Below are 14,018 nucleotides of genomic sequence, written 5' to 3'. Positions count from 1 at the left end.
ATGAAACCTCACTTGGCGGTCACATGACCGCGCCGACCTGCCAGGGCACGAATTCGTTGTCGCCATAGCCGAGCCGCTCGGATTTCGTGCGCGCGCCGGAGGCGACGTCGAGCAGGTGGCGGAAGATTTCCTCGCCCTTTTGCGCGATCGTCGTGCCGGAGAGGATGTCGCCGCAATCGATGTCCATGTCGGTTTCCATGCGGCGGTAGAGATCGCTGTTGGTGGCGAGCTTGATCGAGGGCACCGGCTTGCAGCCGAAGGCCGAGCCGCGGCCGGTGGTGAAGCAGAGGATGTTGGCGCCGCCGGCAACCTGGCCGGTGACCGAGACCGGGTCGTAGCCCGGCGTGTCCATGAAGACGAAGCCGCGCTCGGTGACCGGCTCGGCATAGCGGTAGACGGCGGTGAGCGGCGTGGTGCCGCCCTTGGCGACGGCGCCGAGGGATTTCTCGAGAATGGTGGTCAGCCCGCCGGCCTTGTTGCCGGGTGAGGGGTTGTTATTCATCTGCCCGCCGGTGCGGGCGAGATAGTCGCGCCACCAGTCGATCCGCGCCAGCAGGTCGTCGGCGACGCGGCGGCTCGCGGCGCGATGGACGAGAAGATGCTCGGCGCCATAGATTTCCGGCGTCTCCGACAGGATCGCGGTGCCGCCGTGGCGCACCAGGATATCCGCCGCCTCGCCGAGTGCGGGGTTGGCGGTGAGGCCGGAATAGGCGTCCGACCCGCCGCATTGCAGGGCGAGGATGAGATGCGAGGCGGGCAGGGGCTCGCGCCGCGCGGCGTCGGCGCGGGGCAGGATCTCGCGCAGCGCGGCAAGCCCGGCCTCGATCGTCGCGGGCGTGCCGCCGGAGTCCTGGATCGTCATCCAGTGGAAGCGGGGATCGTCCTTCAGCCCGTAGCGGGCGGTCATCCGCGCGATCTGCAGCACCTCGCAGCCGAGGCCGATGAACAGCACGCCGGCGACGTTCGGGTTGCAGGCCGCGCCCCAGAGCGTGCGTTCGAGGAGCTCGTAGCCCTCGCCATCGGCCGCCATGCCGCAGCCGGTGCCGTGGGTGAGCGGAACGATGCCGTCGACATTCGGAAACCCGTCGAGCAGCCCGCTCCGCTCCGCCCGCAGCGCGATCTGGCGGGCGACGGTCGCGGCACAGTTCACCGAGCTCAGGATGGCGATGTAGTTGCGCGTGCCGACCTGGCCGTTGGCGCGGCGGAACCCCATGAACGTCGCCGGCGCGGCGGCGGGTTCGACCGGCTTCACCTCGCCGAGCGTGTAGTCGCGCGCGAATTCGTGAACCTCGACATTGTGTTCGTGCACCCAGGCGCCGGGGGCGATGGCCTCCTTCGCGAAGCCGATGATCTGGCCGAACTTGCGCACCGGCGCGCCGGCCTCGATCGGGGCGGAAGCGATCTTGTGCCCGCGGGGGATTCGCGCCGAGGTCACCAGGCCCTCGGCGACGCCGGTGCCGGATGCGATCGGCTCGATCGCCACGAGGACATTGTCGGCGTCGTTCAGGCGCACGGTGGTGGGAGCGTTCATGGGTCTGGTTCCGTTTCTCGCCCTGGCGCGGGGCGGTGGTCCGCCCCGGGTCGTTGAATGAAATATACCGGTATGTATTTTTCCGATAAACGGCAAGCCGGTCAAGCGCCGGCCGGCCGTCCCGCGCGCTGCGCCACCTCGCCGGCATCGGGCGAGAAATAGTCGCGCCGCTCGGCGATCAGCAGGCGCACGGTTTCGAACACCCGGTCGAGATGCGTCTGCATCGCGGCGGCGGCGCGCTCGGAATCGCGCCGCATCAGCCCGTCGAAGATCGCCTGGTGCTCGGCGAGCACGGTTTCGGCGTGGTGCGGGCGCGGGAAGCCGAGGCGGCGAATGCGGTCGAGCTGCGCCTTGGCGCCGTTGATGATGCGCCAGACCGTGGGCGAGGCGCCGCATTCGCTGATGAGGCGGTGGAAATCCTCGTCCAGCAGATAGAACTCGTCGAAATCGCGGGCGGCGGAAGCCTTGCGCTGGGCGGCCATGTTGGCGGCGAGCGCGCGCTCGAAGGCGAGGTTCATCCGCGATGCGGCGAGCCGCACCACGCGCATCTCCAGCGCGTCGCGCACCATCTGGCCGTCGAACGCGTCCTGGATATGGATGGGGGCGACGCTGGTGCCCGAACTCGGCACCACGGTGACGAGGTTTTCCGCCGCGAGCTGCAGGATCGCCTCGCGCAGCGGCGTGCGCGAGATGCCGAGCCGGGCGCAGATTTCGCGCTCGTTGATCGCCGCCCCGGGCGGCAGCTTGAGCTGGACGATGCCGTTGCGGATGATCGTGTAGATCTGCGCGGTCTTGCCGATCGCGGGGTCGAGCCGGAGCGCGCCGAGCGAGGCGAGGAACGGATCTTCCGCCGCGGGGTTTCCGGTTTCGGCGGGCTGCTTGCGGGGGCGCGGCATGAATCTCCCTGACGTGGTGCGCCCGGAAGGATCTGACCGGCATGGACGCAAGGCGTTTTGCACCGATCATACCGGGGGCGCGACATGTTTGACAGTCGTGATTTACCAATATACCGGTATTTCGGGAGGGTCGATACATGGACGGTCTGCCGGCGCGCGAGGGGAACATGAAACGGGCGCTGGAGGGGCGGGTTGCGGTCGTCACCGGCGCCGGCGGCGCGATCGGCGCGGCGGTGGCCCGCGCGCTCGCGGCCGAGGGGGCGGTGCTCGTGCTGGTGGACATCGCCGCCGGGAAGCTGGCCGCGACCGGCGCCGAACTCGGCGCTGCGGCGCGGGTGGTCGTGGCCGATCTCGGCGATCCGGACGCCATCGCCGCGGCGGCTGCCGTCGTGAACGATAAGGGCGGCGCCGACATTCTCGTCAACAATGCCGGCATTCTCTCGAACCGCAAGATCGACGCGACCGATCTCGCCGAATGGCGGCGCGTGCAGGCGGTGAATCTCGACGGCGCCTTCCTGCTCACCCGCGCCCTGCTGCCGGCGATGCGGCGGAAGGGCTGGGGGCGGATCGTGAATATCGCCTCCTACGCGGCGAAATGCGGCGGGCTGACGGCGGGCACGGCCTATACGGTGTCGAAGGCGGGGCTGGTGGGGCTGACCTTTTCGGTCGCCCGCGAGGTGGCCGCCGAGGGGATCACCGTCAACGCCATCGCGCCGGCCTACGTGATGTCGCCGATGGTGTCGGAAATGCTGACCGAGGCGCAGCGCGCCGAACAGCTTGCGCAGATCCCCGTCGGCCGGTTCTGCCGGCCGGAGGAAGTGGCGCATGCGGTGATGTTCCTGGCCTCGCCGCTGGCGGCCTCGATCACCGGCGAGGTGATCGACATGAATGGCGGATTGCAGTTTGACTGACGAGCCGTTATATCCGGCACGGCTCGCGTCGCTGCCGGCGGACATCGCCCGCCCGGGCTATGACCGCGATGCGGTGCGGACCGGCATCCTGCATCTCGGCCCAGGCGCGTTCCACCGGGCGCACCAGGCGGCCTTCACCGAGGATTGCCTTGCGGCGGGCGAGACGGCGTGGGGGATTCTCGGCGCCTCGCTGCGCAGCGCGGGCACGCGGGACGCGCTGGCGCCGCAGGATTTCCTCTACACGCTGGCGCTGCGCGAGGGCGGGCGAGAGGCGTTGCGGGTGGTGGGCGCGCTGCGGGGCATTCTCGCCGGCGCCGATGCGCCGCGCGCGGTGCTGGCGGCGCTGGACGATCCGGCGATCCGTATCGTCACGCTCACCATCACCGAGCGCGGCTATGGTTGCGATGTCGCGCGCGGGGAGCTCGACGAGGGCGATGCGGATGTCGCCCACGATCTCGCCGCGCCGGATGCCGTGCCGCGCAGCGTGCCGGGGTTGCTCGCCGCCTCGCTGTGGCGGCGGCGGCGGGCGGGGATCGCGCCGTTCACACTGCTCTCCTGCGACAATCTCGCCGGCAATGGACGTGTGCTGCACGCGGCGGTGACGCGGATGGCGGCGCGGCGCGATCGCGGGTTCGGCGATTTCGTGGCGGCGGAAGTGGCCTGCCCGTCGAGCATGGTGGACCGGATCGTGCCGGCGACGACGGCGGAGGACCGGGCGCGGATCGCCGCCCGTCTCGGCTGCGCCGATGCCGCACCGGTGGTCGGCGAGCCTTTCGCGGAATGGGTGATCGAGGACCGGTTCCCGACCGGGCGGCCCGGCTGGGAGCGCGCGGGGGCGCGGTTCGTGACCGACGTCGCGCCGCATGAGCGCCGCAAGCTGCGGCTGCTGAACGGCGCGCACACGATGCTCGCCACGATCGGGCCGGGGCTCGGCTGCGCCACGGTGGCGGAGGCGGTGGCGCATGAACGGCTCTCGCCGGTGCTGGCGCGGTTCTGGGCGGAGATGGCGGCGACGCTGCCGGCGGAGACCGACGCCGCCGCCTATTGCGCGCGGCTGCGGGCGCGGTTCGGCAACACGGCGCTGCGGCACGAACTGGCGCAGATCGCCCTGGGATCGGCGCAGAAACTGCCGCAGCGAATCCTGCTGCCCTGCCTCGAGCGCTGGCGCGCGGGGCGGGCCTCGCCGGTGCTGATCGCGGTCATCGCCGCCTGGCTGCGCGGCGCGGCGGCGGGCGGCGACCCGCTCGACGGGCTCGCCCGGCGCGAGGTTTTTGCCGCCGACGAGTGGCGCGCGCCGCCGCTTCGGGGCATGATCGCCGAGGAATGCGGCGCGATGGCGCGGCAGGGGCTGGCGGCACGGCTCGACGCGCTCTGCCGCGCGCCGGACTGACAAGGGGAAAGGGCAGGGCGATGGAAGAAACCTGGCGCTGGTTCGGGCCGGAAGATCCGATCCCGCTCGAGCATGTGCGGCAGGCGGGGGCGACCGGCGTGGTGACGGCGCTGCACGACATTCCGCCCGGCGAGCCCTGGCCTGTCGCCGCGGCGCAGGCGCGGCGCGACGCGATCGAGGCCGCCGGGCTGCGCTGGAGCGTGTGCGAGTCGATCCCGGTGCCGACCGGTATCAAGTGCCGCGACCATGACTGGCCGCGTCTCGTCGCGGTGTGGAAGGACTCGCTCGCCGCGGTGGCGCGGGCGGGGGTCGGCGTGATCTGCTACAATTTCATGCCGGTGATCGACTGGACGCGCACCGAACTTGCCCACGAGATGCCGGACGGGGCGAAGGCGCTGCGCTTCGACATGGTGGATTTCATCGGCTACGACGTCTTCGTGCTGCGCCGCGCCGGGGCGGCGTCGTGCTATCCGGCGCCGCTGGTCGCGCAGGCGGAGGCGCGGATGGCGGCGTGCGACGCGGCGGCGCTGGCGCGGCTGGAACGGACCATCATCGCCGGCCTGCCGGGCGGGGCGGCGGCGCAGACGCGGGAGACCATCGCCGCCGAGATCGCCCGGTTCGACGGGCTGGACGACGCGGCGGTGCGCGCCAATCTGGTCGATTTCCTGCGCGAGGTGGTGCCGGTGGCCGAGGAACTCGGCGTGCGGCTCGCGATCCATCCCGACGATCCGCCGGTGAAGCTGTTCGGCCTGCCGCGCGTGGTCTCGACGCTGGAGGATCTGGCGATGCTGTTCGAGGCGGTGCCCTCGCGAGCGAACGGGCTGACGCTCTGCGCCGGGTCGCTCGGGTCGCGCGCGGATAACGACGTGCTGGCGATCGCCGAGACGTTCCGCAGCCGCATCCATTTCGCCCATCTGCGCAACGTGACGGTCGAGCCGGACGGGTCCTTCGTCGAGGCGCCGCATCTCGGCGGGCGGACCGACATGGTGGCCCTGCTCGCCCTGCTGCTGCGCGAGGAACGCGAGGCGGCGGCGGCGGGGCGGCGGGCGTCGATCCCGCTGCGGCCGGACCACGGGCATCTGCTCGCGGCCGATGCCGCCAGGCGCGTCAATCCCGGCTATTCCTATATCGGCCGGCTGCGCGGGCTGGCGGAGCTGCGTGGCGTGATCCGCGCGCTCGAAGCCCTGGCGCCGGCGGCGTGATGTTCGCCGCCATCGGGGAATGCCTCGCGGAGTTCGCGCCGAACGAAGCGGGCGGCTACGCGCTCGGTTTCGCGGGCGATACGTTCAACGCCGCCTGGGCGGCGCGGGTGCGGCTGCGCGGCGCGGTGCCGGTGCGCTACGTGACCGCGATCGGGACCGACTGGATGTCGGACGCGATGCGCGCGCGGATCGAGGCGGCCGGGATCGATGCCGCCTTCGTGCGGCGGGTCGAGGGCGCGTCGGTCGGGCTGTATGTGATCCGGGTGGAGGCGGGCGAGCGGTCCTTCGCCTATTGGCGGCGGCAGTCGGCGGCGACGCATCTGGCCGACGATCCGGCATTCCTCGCACGGGCGCTGGCGGGCGCGCGGCTCGTGCTGGTCTCGGGCATCACGCTGGCGATCCTGCCGCCGGCGGGGCGGGCGGCGCTGCTGGACGCCCTCGGCGCGGCGCGGGCGGCGGGGGCCGAGATCGCCTTCGATACCAATTACCGCCCGGCGCTGTGGCGCGACGCCGACGAGGCGCGGGAGACCGTCCGGCGCGTGCTGCCGCTCGTGGATATCGCGCTGCCGACCTTCGAGGACGAGGCGGCCCTGTTCGGCGACGCGGCGCCGGCGGCGACGGTCGCGCGGCTCGCGGCGGCGGGGGTGCGGGATGTCGTCGTCAAGAACGGCACGGCGGCGACGCTGGGGCGCTGCGGTGCGGAGAGCTTCGAGGTGGTGCCGCGCGAGGTGGTGACGCCGGTGGATTCGACCGGCGCGGGCGATGCGTTCAACGGCACCTTCCTCGCCTGCCGGTTGCAGGGCATGGCGCCCGCGGCCGCGGTGGCGGCGGCGCAGGCGGTGGCGGCGCGGGCGGTGCTGACGCGCGGCGCGCTGATCGCCGACGAGGCGTGAGCCGCGCTTAGAGCACTTTCCGATCCTTTTGGATCGGATGTAGTGCCCTATCATGCTGATAAATCGAGCATTTTTATCCGATCAGATGACTCCATCTGATCGGATGATGCTCTAGCCCCGGTAGATCCGCGCGGCGTTGCCGCCGAACACCGCATCCACCGCATCAGGCGCCATCACCCCGGTGAGGGCTTCCGCCGCGCCGCGCCAGGCATCGTAGGAGGCGGCGAGGGTGAGCACCGGCCAGTCGCTGCCCCAGAGAATCCGGTCCGCGCCGAAGGCGTCGAACACCGTGCGGACATAGGGGGCGAGCGCGTCGAAACCGGCACCAGGCGCCGCCTCGGTGATGAGGCCGGAGAGCTTGCAGGCGATCGCGGTGTCGGCGGCGAGGCGGCGCAGCGCCTCCGCCCAGGCGGCGTGGCCGTGCTCCGCGATCGCCGGTTTGGCGGCGTGGTCGAGCACCATGGCGAGGCCGGGATGCCGGCGCGCGAGTTCGCCGCAGCGCGGCAGGTGCGCCGGGCGGACCAGCAGGTCGAGCACCAGGCCGGCGCGTTCCATCGCGGCGAGGGCGGGTTCGATCTCCGGACGCAGGATCCAGTCGGGATCGGCGATGTCCTGCAGCATCGGGCGCAGGCCGGCGAGGCGCGGGTCGCCCGCGAGGGCGGCGATGCGGGCCGGCGCATCGTCCGCTGCGAGATCGGTCCAGCCGACGACTGCGCGGACGAAGCCGCCGGCGCGGGCGGCGATGTCGAGCAGGAAGCGCGTCTCCGCCTCGGTGGGCGCGGCCTGGACGAGGATGACGGCGTCGATCCCCGTCGCGGTGCGGCGGGCCTCGTCGAGCGTGATCTCGCGACAGATCGGCAGGTCCGGCGTCAGCCAGCCATAGTCGCCGCGGGCGGGCGACCAGAGATGCAGGTGCGAGTCGATGCGCATCAGGCGGTCAGCGCGCGGTCGAGATGGACATAGCCGCCATCGACGACGTGATGCTGGCCGGTGACGTGCGAGGCGGCGGCGGAGAGCAGGAAGACGACGCTCGCCGCGATTTCCGCCGGCGTGGTCATGCGCGCGCCGAGCGGGATGGTGCGGGTGATGGCGGCGCGGCGGGCCTCGGGGTCGGGCTGGGCGGACAGCCACTGGTCGTACATCGGCGTGGCCACCTCGGCGGGGAGGACGGCGTTGACCCGTATGCCATCGGCGGCGAGTTCGGCGGCCCATTCGCGGGTGAGGCCGAGCAGGCCGCCCTTGGCCGCGGCATAGCCGCTGGTGCCGCCCTGGCCGGTGAGGGCGACCTTGGAGGCGATGTTCACCACCGCGCCGCGCGACTGGCGCAGATGCGGCAGGCAGAGATGCATCAGGGTGAAGCACTGCACGAGATTGCGTTCGAGCGAGGCGCGGAAGGCTTCGAGTGCTGCATCGAGCGTGCCGCCAAGCCCGGCGCGATCGTTCACGCCGGCATTGTTCACCAGCCCGTCGATCCGGCCGTGGCGCGCGGCGATGGCGGCGATGGCCCCGGCGCAGGCGGCGGCATCGGTCAGGTCGAGGCGGTGATGCTCGCCGGGTGCTGCGGCGCGGTCGAGCACCACCGGCACGGCACCGGCGCCGGCCAGCGTGTCCACCACCGCGGCGCCGATTCCCGAGGCACCGCCTGTGACGATGACGATCTTTCCCTTGAGCCCAAGCTCCATTGCTGCTCCCTTCCCTGCGGGTCGTGCCAGATATCGTTGTTGTATAGAAACGAAATCGGCATCGCCGGCGCGGACGCTATCAACCGGCCGCGGGCCGCGCAAGCCGGCGCGCGATGCCGCGATGGTGAGGCGCCGGCGGCGGCGGCCCGCTTGTCAGCGTTGCTGCATATCGATATTCTGCACCCCAATGGCCGATGGCGGACGCCTTCGGCGAAGGGGAGGAACAACGATGCGAGCGAACGACCCCGGAACGGGCGCGCCGGTCGGAACGGAGATCTCGGCATGAGCGTGCCCGCCCTTGAGGTGCGCGGCGTCGACAAGCGGTTCGGCGCGGTCGAGGTGCTGCGCGACGTGTCGCTCGAAGTGGCCCCAGGCGAGGTGCTTGGCGTGGTCGGCGACAACGGGGCCGGCAAGTCCACCCTGATGAAGGTGATTTCCGGCGTGCACCGGGCCGATTCCGGCTCGATCCGGCTCGGCGGCGAGGAGATGTCGTTCCGCTCGCCGCGCGATGCGCGCAATGCGGGGATCGAGACGATCTACCAGGACCTCGCGCTTGCCGATCATCTCGATGTGGGCGCCAACATCTTTCTCGGCCGCGAGCCGATGCGGCGCTTCATGGGCCTCGTGCCGATGCTCGACGAGCGGAAGATCCATGGCGAGATCGCCGCCCTGCTGGCGCGGATCGAAAGCCACATTCCCGATCCGATGACGCGGGTGCTCGACCTTTCCGGCGGGCAGCGCCAGGCGGTGGCGATCGCGCGCGCGCTCTACTGGCGGGCGAAGGTCGTCATCATGGACGAGCCGACGGCGGCCCTCGCCGTGATGGAAACCGAGAACGTGCTGAAGATGGCGCGGCAGCTCGCCGGCGAGGGGATCGGCGTGCTGTTCATCGGCCACAACCTCGTCGAGATCCTCAAGGTCTGCGATCGGGTGATGGTGATGTATCGCGGGCGCAAGGTGTTCGACGCGCGCTCGGCCGAGACGTCGCAGACCGAACTGATCCGCTACATGACCGGCTATGCGGATGCCGAAACCAACGAAGCCGAAAGGGAACATCCATGAAACTACGCAAGACATTGCTCGGTGCCGCGGCGGTCGCGCTGCTCGGCGGCATGGCGGCGGCGCCGGCCATGGCGGCCGCGCCCACCGTTCATTCGCTGCCGGTGCCGGCCAAGCCGGCGAAGCATTATCATTTCACGCTCATCACGAAATCCAACGCCTCGCCCTACTGGCTCGCGGTGCGCGAGGGGGCGGACGCGGCGGCGAAGAAGTTCGGCGTTTCGGTCGCCTTCGAGGCGCCGGCCAGCGGCACCGACCTCGCCGGGCAGATCGGCATGGTCAATAACGCGGTGACAGGAGGCACTGACGGCATCATCCTCGCCGCGCAGAATCCGCAGGCGCTGCTCAAGCCGGTGAAGTCGGCACTCGCGCATCACATTCCGGTGGTGACGGTCGATTCCGGCCTGTCGCCCAACATCTCGGACTGCTTCCTCGCCACCTCGAATGTCGGGGCCGCGGCGGCGCTCGCGAAATATACGGCCGACCACCTGATGGGCGGCAAGGGACAGTATGCGATCGTCGACTTCAACCACACCGCCTCGACCGGAATCGCCCGGCCGAAAGGCTTCATGCTCGGGATGAAGTCCTATCCGCACATCAAGAAGATGGGGCCGATCCAGTATTCCAACAACGACGTCAGCGCCGGGCTGCGGATCGCGACCACGATGCTTACGCAATACCCGCATCTCAAGGTGATCTTCGGCGCGAACGACCGCGCGGCGCTCGGCCCGGCCGAGGCGGTGCAGCGCGCGCACGCCAAGGTGAAGGTCGTCGGGTTCGATGCCGATCTTGGCGAGATCGCGCTGGTCAAGGCGGGGATCATCCAGGCCTCGATCCTGCAATCGCCCTACGACATGGGCTATTACGCGGTGGTCGCGCTGCTCGACAAGCTCGACGGCAAGACGCTGCCGAAGCGGATCAACACGCCGTATTTCCTGCTGACGCCGAAGAATCTCGGCTCCAGCCAGGCGACGGCGGCGATCCGCCAGTACGCGCCCAAGTATAACCCCGCGGGCTGAGGGAGACTGGCGGACGATGGACCAGCAGGCACGAACAGCCGCGCTCGACGTCGAGACCATTCCGCGCGGGCGCATGCTGTGGCGCTTCGTCCGCCAGATCGCCTTCGCGCTGATCAGCATCGTGGTGCTGGTCGTCGCGTTCGGCGTGCTGAACCCCCGCTTCCTGAGCGGGGGAAACTGGTTCCACATCGCCCAGCAGGTCGCGGTGATCGCGATCCTGGCGACGGGGCAGACCTTCATCATCGCGACCGCCGGGATCGACATCTCGCAGGGCTCGGTGGTCGCGCTGTCGTCGATGATCTGCGCGATCGCGATCGTTGATGCGCACATGTCGTCCGGGGTGGCGATCGTGCTGACGCTGGCGCTGGGGGCGGTAATCGGCGCGATCATCGGACTGTCGGTGGTCGTGCTCGGCGTGCCGCCCTTCATCGCGACGCTGGGCATGCTCGCGGTCGCACTCGGCGCGGCGCTGCTGACCACCAACGGCACGCCGGTGTTCGGCCTGCCGAACGGGTTCCAGGAGATTTCGCAAGGCACCGTGCTGGGCTTTCCCAACATGGCGTGGATCGCGGTGCTGCTCGCGCTGTTCTCGGCCTATCTGCTGAACAAGACGCGGTTCGGCCGCTACACGCTGGCGATCGGCAGCAATGCCGAGGCGGCGCGGCGGGTGGGCATCAACGTGCCGCGGCATCTGCTGCTGGTCTATGTGTTCGGCGGGATCGTCTCGTCGCTCGCCGGCGTGATCTATCTCGCCTACACGGCGGCGGCGCAGCCGACCTCGGGGGCGAATTACGAACTCTATGCGATCGCCGCGGTGGTGATCGGCGGCGGGTCGCTGTTCGGCGGGGTGGGGACGATCCTCGGCAGCATCCTCGGCGCGCTGCTGATGACGATCCTGAAGAACGGCACGCAGCTGGCGGGGATTTCACCCTATGTCGAGCAGGTGATTCTCGGGATCGTGGTGGTCGGCGCCGTCTATGTCGACAATCTGCGGCGGCGGCTGCGCTGAGCTGAAGGCCGCCGGCCGGATGCGGGCATCCGGCCGGTCGGGGCAGGCGGTCAGGCGAGGTCGAAGCGGTCGAGCTCCATGACCTTGGTCCAGGCGGCGACGAAGTCCTTCACGAAGGCGGCCTCGCCGTCCTGCGTGCCGTAGACCTCGGCGAGCGCGCGGAGCTGGGAGTTCGAGCCGAACACGAGATCCACCCGCGTTGCCGTCCACTTCACCGCCCCGCTCTTGCGGTCGCGCAGCTCGTAGACGCCGGGCTCGGCGGCGGGGTGCCAGCTCATGTTCATGTCGAGCAGGTTGACGAAGAAGTCGTTCGTCAGCGCGCCGGGGCGGGTGGTGAAGACGCCGTGCTTCGCCCCGCCGACATTGGCGCCGAGGGCGCGCATGCCGCCGATCAGCGCGGTCATTTCCGGGGCCGTCAGCGTCATCAGCTGGGCGCGGTCGATCAGCTGTTCCTCCGGCGCGCGCGGATCGCCCTTGCCGAGATAGTTGCGGAAGCCGTCGGCCTTCGGCTCCAGCACCGCGAAGGAGGCCACGTCGGTCTGCGCCTCGGTCGCGTCGGTGCGGCCGGGGGTGAAGGGCACGGTGACGTCATGGCCGGCCGCCTTCGCCGCCGCCTCGATCGCCGCACAGCCGCCGAGCACGATCAGGTCGGCCAGCGAGACCTTCTTGCCGCCGGTCGCCGCCGCGTTGAACTCGGCCTGCACCTTTTCGAGCGCGGCGAGCACCTTGGCGAGTTCGGCCGGCTCGTTCGCCGCCCAGTCCTTCTGCGGGGCGAGGCGGATGCGCGCGCCGTTGGCGCCGCCGCGCTTGTCCGAGCCGCGGAAGGTCGCCGCCGAGGCCCAGGCGGTGAGCGCGAGGCGGGTGGGCGCGATGCCGGTGGCGAGAAGCTTCGCCTTCAGCGCCGCGATATCGGCCGCGTCGATCAGCTTGTGGTCCACCGCGGGAACCGGGTCCTGCCAGATCAGGTGCTCGGCCGGAACCAGCTTGCCGAGATAGCGCGAGACCGGCCCCATGTCGCGATGGGTGAGCTTGAACCAGGCGCGGGCGAAGGCATCGGCGAACTCGTCCGGATTCTGGTGGAAGCGGCGCGAGATCTTCTCGTAGGCCGGGTCCATGCGCATCGACAGGTCGGTGGTGAGCATGGTCGGGCGGTGCTTCTTCGCGGCGTCGAACGCATCGGGGATGACGTCACCCGCGTCCTTCGCGACCCACTGCCAGGCGCCGGCGGGGCTCTTGGTCAGCTCCCATTCGTAGTTGAACAGGTTGTCGAAATAGAAGTTGCTCCACTGCGTGGGCGTCTGCGTCCACGTGACTTCCGGGCCGCCGGTGATGGCATCGCTGCCCTTGCCGGTGCCGTAGCTGCTGATCCAGCCAAGTCCCTGCTGCTCGATCGGCGCGGCTTCCGGCTCGGGGCCGACCAGGGCGGCGTCGCCGGCGCCATGGGTCTTGCCGAAGGTGTGGCCGCCGGCGATCAGGGCGACGGTTTCCTCGTCGTTCATCGCCATGCGGGCGAAGGTCTCGCGGATGTCGCGCGCCGCGGCCACCGGATCGGGCTTGCCGTTGGGGCCTTCGGGGTTGACGTAGATGAGGCCCATCTGCACGGCGGCGAGCGGGTTTTCGAGGTCGCGGTCGCCGCTGTAGCGCTTGTCGTCGAGCCAGGTCGTCTCCGGGCCCCAGTAGATGCCCTGGTCGGGCTCCCAGGTGTCGACGCGGCCGGCGCCGAAGCCGAAGGTCTTGAAGCCCATCGATTCGAGGGCGACGTTGCCCGCGAGGACCATGAGATCGGCCCAGGAGATCTTGCGGCCGTATTTCTGCTTGACCGGCCAGAGCAGGCGGCGGGCCTTGTCGAGATTGGCGTTGTCGGGCCAGCTGTTCAGCGGAGCGAAGCGCTGCTGGCCGGCGCCGGCGCCGCCGCGGCCGTCACCGATGCGGTAGGTGCCCGCCGCGTGCCAGGCCATGCGGACGAAGAGCGGGCCATAATGGCCGAAATCGGCCGGCCACCAGTCCTGCGAATCGGTCATCAGCGCCTTCAGGTCGGCGATCACCGCATCGAGGTCGAGGGTCTTGAATTCCGCGGCGTAATCGAAATCCGGATCCATCGGGTTCGACAGCGCCGAGTGCTGGTGCAGCATGCCGAGATTGATCTGGTTGGGCCACCAGTCGGCATTGGACTGGATGCCGGCCGAGCTTGACCGGGTCGCGCCGCCGGTGACGGGGCATTTCGCTTCTGTCGACAAGTCTTCCTCCGTTAATTGCCTGGGATGCCTGTCCGCCCGGGGTAGCGACTCGATTCCGATCGGTCAAATCCATTTTATGGAATGGAACAATAGGGGAAACCTATTGCAATCAAAGTGAAACAGTTCGTCGCGGAGTGCGGCGGGACGGCGCGGAATTGCCGCGGTGCAGCAACGAAAACGGCTTGCGGC

General features: G+C 70.2%; 12 protein-coding genes. 7 read left to right on the top strand and 5 right to left on the bottom strand.

Annotation, left to right across the window (positions count from 1 at the left end):
* Positions 1 to 19: 19 nt before the first annotated feature.
* Both ACRY_RS11770 and ACRY_RS11765 read right to left on the bottom strand, forming a co-directional pair.
* Positions 20 to 1,531, bottom strand: a complete 1,512-nt coding sequence (locus ACRY_RS11770) for a UxaA family hydrolase (RefSeq protein WP_007423271.1) — start codon at positions 1,529 to 1,531, stop codon at positions 20 to 22.
* Between the two features lie 101 nt (positions 1,532 to 1,632).
* Complete coding sequence (locus ACRY_RS11765; RefSeq protein WP_012039679.1) at positions 1,633 to 2,427, bottom strand: GntR family transcriptional regulator; 795 nt, start codon at positions 2,425 to 2,427, stop codon at positions 1,633 to 1,635.
* A gap of 137 nt (positions 2,428 to 2,564) precedes the next feature.
* Between ACRY_RS11765 and ACRY_RS11760 the strand changes: the two genes are divergently transcribed.
* The 4 genes from ACRY_RS11760 to ACRY_RS11745 are packed head-to-tail and all read left to right on the top strand — an operon-like array spanning position 2,565 to position 6,823.
* Positions 2,565 to 3,338 (top strand): SDR family NAD(P)-dependent oxidoreductase, encoded by a 774-nt coding sequence (locus ACRY_RS11760; RefSeq protein WP_012039678.1) that lies wholly within the window; start codon positions 2,565 to 2,567, stop codon positions 3,336 to 3,338.
* Positions 3,316 to 4,728 (top strand): mannitol dehydrogenase family protein, encoded by a 1,413-nt coding sequence (locus ACRY_RS11755; protein WP_012039677.1) that lies wholly within the window; start codon positions 3,316 to 3,318, stop codon positions 4,726 to 4,728. The genes ACRY_RS11760 and ACRY_RS11755 overlap by 23 nt, the downstream gene beginning before the upstream one ends.
* Positions 4,729 to 4,748: 20 nt before the next feature.
* Positions 4,749 to 5,930 carry a mannonate dehydratase gene (gene uxuA, locus ACRY_RS11750; protein WP_012039676.1) on the top strand — a complete coding sequence of 394 codons (1,182 nt, stop codon included), beginning with the start codon at positions 4,749 to 4,751 and terminating at the stop codon, positions 5,928 to 5,930.
* Positions 5,930 to 6,823 carry a sugar kinase gene (locus ACRY_RS11745; RefSeq protein WP_012039675.1) on the top strand — a complete coding sequence of 298 codons (894 nt, stop codon included), beginning with the start codon at positions 5,930 to 5,932 and terminating at the stop codon, positions 6,821 to 6,823. The genes uxuA and ACRY_RS11745 overlap by 1 nt, the downstream gene beginning before the upstream one ends.
* A gap of 111 nt (positions 6,824 to 6,934) precedes the next feature.
* Here ACRY_RS11745 and ACRY_RS11740 read toward each other — a convergent pair whose 3' ends face one another.
* Both ACRY_RS11740 and ACRY_RS11735 read right to left on the bottom strand, forming a co-directional pair.
* Positions 6,935 to 7,753, bottom strand: coding sequence for an amidohydrolase family protein (locus tag ACRY_RS11740; protein WP_012039674.1), 819 nt, complete (start codon positions 7,751 to 7,753; stop codon positions 6,935 to 6,937).
* Complete coding sequence (locus ACRY_RS11735; protein ID WP_012039673.1) at positions 7,753 to 8,505, bottom strand: SDR family oxidoreductase; 753 nt, start codon at positions 8,503 to 8,505, stop codon at positions 7,753 to 7,755. The genes ACRY_RS11740 and ACRY_RS11735 overlap by 1 nt, the downstream gene beginning before the upstream one ends.
* Positions 8,506 to 8,787: 282 nt before the next feature.
* On the opposite strand from ACRY_RS11735, the gene ACRY_RS11730 reads away from it, so the two are divergent.
* The 3 genes from ACRY_RS11730 to ACRY_RS11720 are packed head-to-tail and all read left to right on the top strand — an operon-like array spanning position 8,788 to position 11,592.
* Positions 8,788 to 9,567 (top strand): ATP-binding cassette domain-containing protein, encoded by a 780-nt coding sequence (locus ACRY_RS11730; RefSeq protein ID WP_007423993.1) that lies wholly within the window; start codon positions 8,788 to 8,790, stop codon positions 9,565 to 9,567.
* Positions 9,564 to 10,583 carry a substrate-binding domain-containing protein gene (locus ACRY_RS11725; RefSeq protein WP_007423991.1) on the top strand — a complete coding sequence of 340 codons (1,020 nt, stop codon included), beginning with the start codon at positions 9,564 to 9,566 and terminating at the stop codon, positions 10,581 to 10,583. Before ACRY_RS11730 ends, ACRY_RS11725 begins: the two co-directional genes overlap by 4 nt.
* 16 nt (positions 10,584 to 10,599) lie before the next feature.
* The gene (locus ACRY_RS11720; protein WP_007423990.1) at positions 10,600 to 11,592 is read left to right on the top strand and encodes an ABC transporter permease; all 993 of its coding nucleotides are present in this window, start codon (positions 10,600 to 10,602) and stop codon (positions 11,590 to 11,592) included.
* A 50-nt stretch (positions 11,593 to 11,642) separates the two neighbouring features.
* Here the strand turns inward: ACRY_RS11720 and katG are convergent, their stop codons facing one another.
* A complete protein-coding gene (gene katG, locus ACRY_RS11715; protein ID WP_007423989.1) occupies positions 11,643 to 13,829 on the bottom strand; it encodes a catalase/peroxidase HPI in 2,187 nt (728 codons plus the stop codon).
* Between the last annotated feature and the right edge of the window lie 189 nt (positions 13,830 to 14,018).

Origin of the sequence: Acidiphilium cryptum JF-5 (assembly GCF_000016725.1) — a bacterium.
GTDB classification, from domain to species: Bacteria; Pseudomonadota; Alphaproteobacteria; order Acetobacterales; family Acetobacteraceae; genus Acidiphilium; species Acidiphilium multivorum.
The sequence above is the reverse complement of the archived record's forward strand: the minus strand, read 5'-3'. Positions and strand labels throughout refer to the sequence as shown.

What these genes read in the sequence shown, in the direction of transcription:
- ACRY_RS11760 (WP_012039678.1), top strand. Translation starts at nt 2,565, where the DNA reads ATGGACGGTCTGCCGGCGCGCGAGGGGAACATGAAACGGGCGCTGGAG.
- ACRY_RS11725 (WP_007423991.1), top strand. Translation starts at nt 9,564, where the DNA reads ATGAAACTACGCAAGACATTGCTCGGTGCCGCGGCGGTCGCGCTGCTC.
- ACRY_RS11740 (WP_012039674.1), bottom strand. Translation starts at nt 7,753, where the DNA reads ATGCGCATCGACTCGCACCTGCATCTCTGGTCGCCCGCCCGCGGCGAC.
- ACRY_RS11730 (WP_007423993.1), top strand. Translation starts at nt 8,788, where the DNA reads ATGAGCGTGCCCGCCCTTGAGGTGCGCGGCGTCGACAAGCGGTTCGGC.
- uxuA (WP_012039676.1), top strand. Translation starts at nt 4,749, where the DNA reads ATGGAAGAAACCTGGCGCTGGTTCGGGCCGGAAGATCCGATCCCGCTC.
- ACRY_RS11745 (WP_012039675.1), top strand. Translation starts at nt 5,930, where the DNA reads ATGTTCGCCGCCATCGGGGAATGCCTCGCGGAGTTCGCGCCGAACGAA.
- ACRY_RS11770 (WP_007423271.1), bottom strand. Translation starts at nt 1,531, where the DNA reads ATGAACGCTCCCACCACCGTGCGCCTGAACGACGCCGACAATGTCCTC.
- ACRY_RS11720 (WP_007423990.1), top strand. Translation starts at nt 10,600, where the DNA reads ATGGACCAGCAGGCACGAACAGCCGCGCTCGACGTCGAGACCATTCCG.
- ACRY_RS11765 (WP_012039679.1), bottom strand. Translation starts at nt 2,427, where the DNA reads ATGCCGCGCCCCCGCAAGCAGCCCGCCGAAACCGGAAACCCCGCGGCG.
- ACRY_RS11755 (WP_012039677.1), top strand. Translation starts at nt 3,316, where the DNA reads ATGGCGGATTGCAGTTTGACTGACGAGCCGTTATATCCGGCACGGCTC.
- ACRY_RS11735 (WP_012039673.1), bottom strand. Translation starts at nt 8,505, where the DNA reads ATGGAGCTTGGGCTCAAGGGAAAGATCGTCATCGTCACAGGCGGTGCC.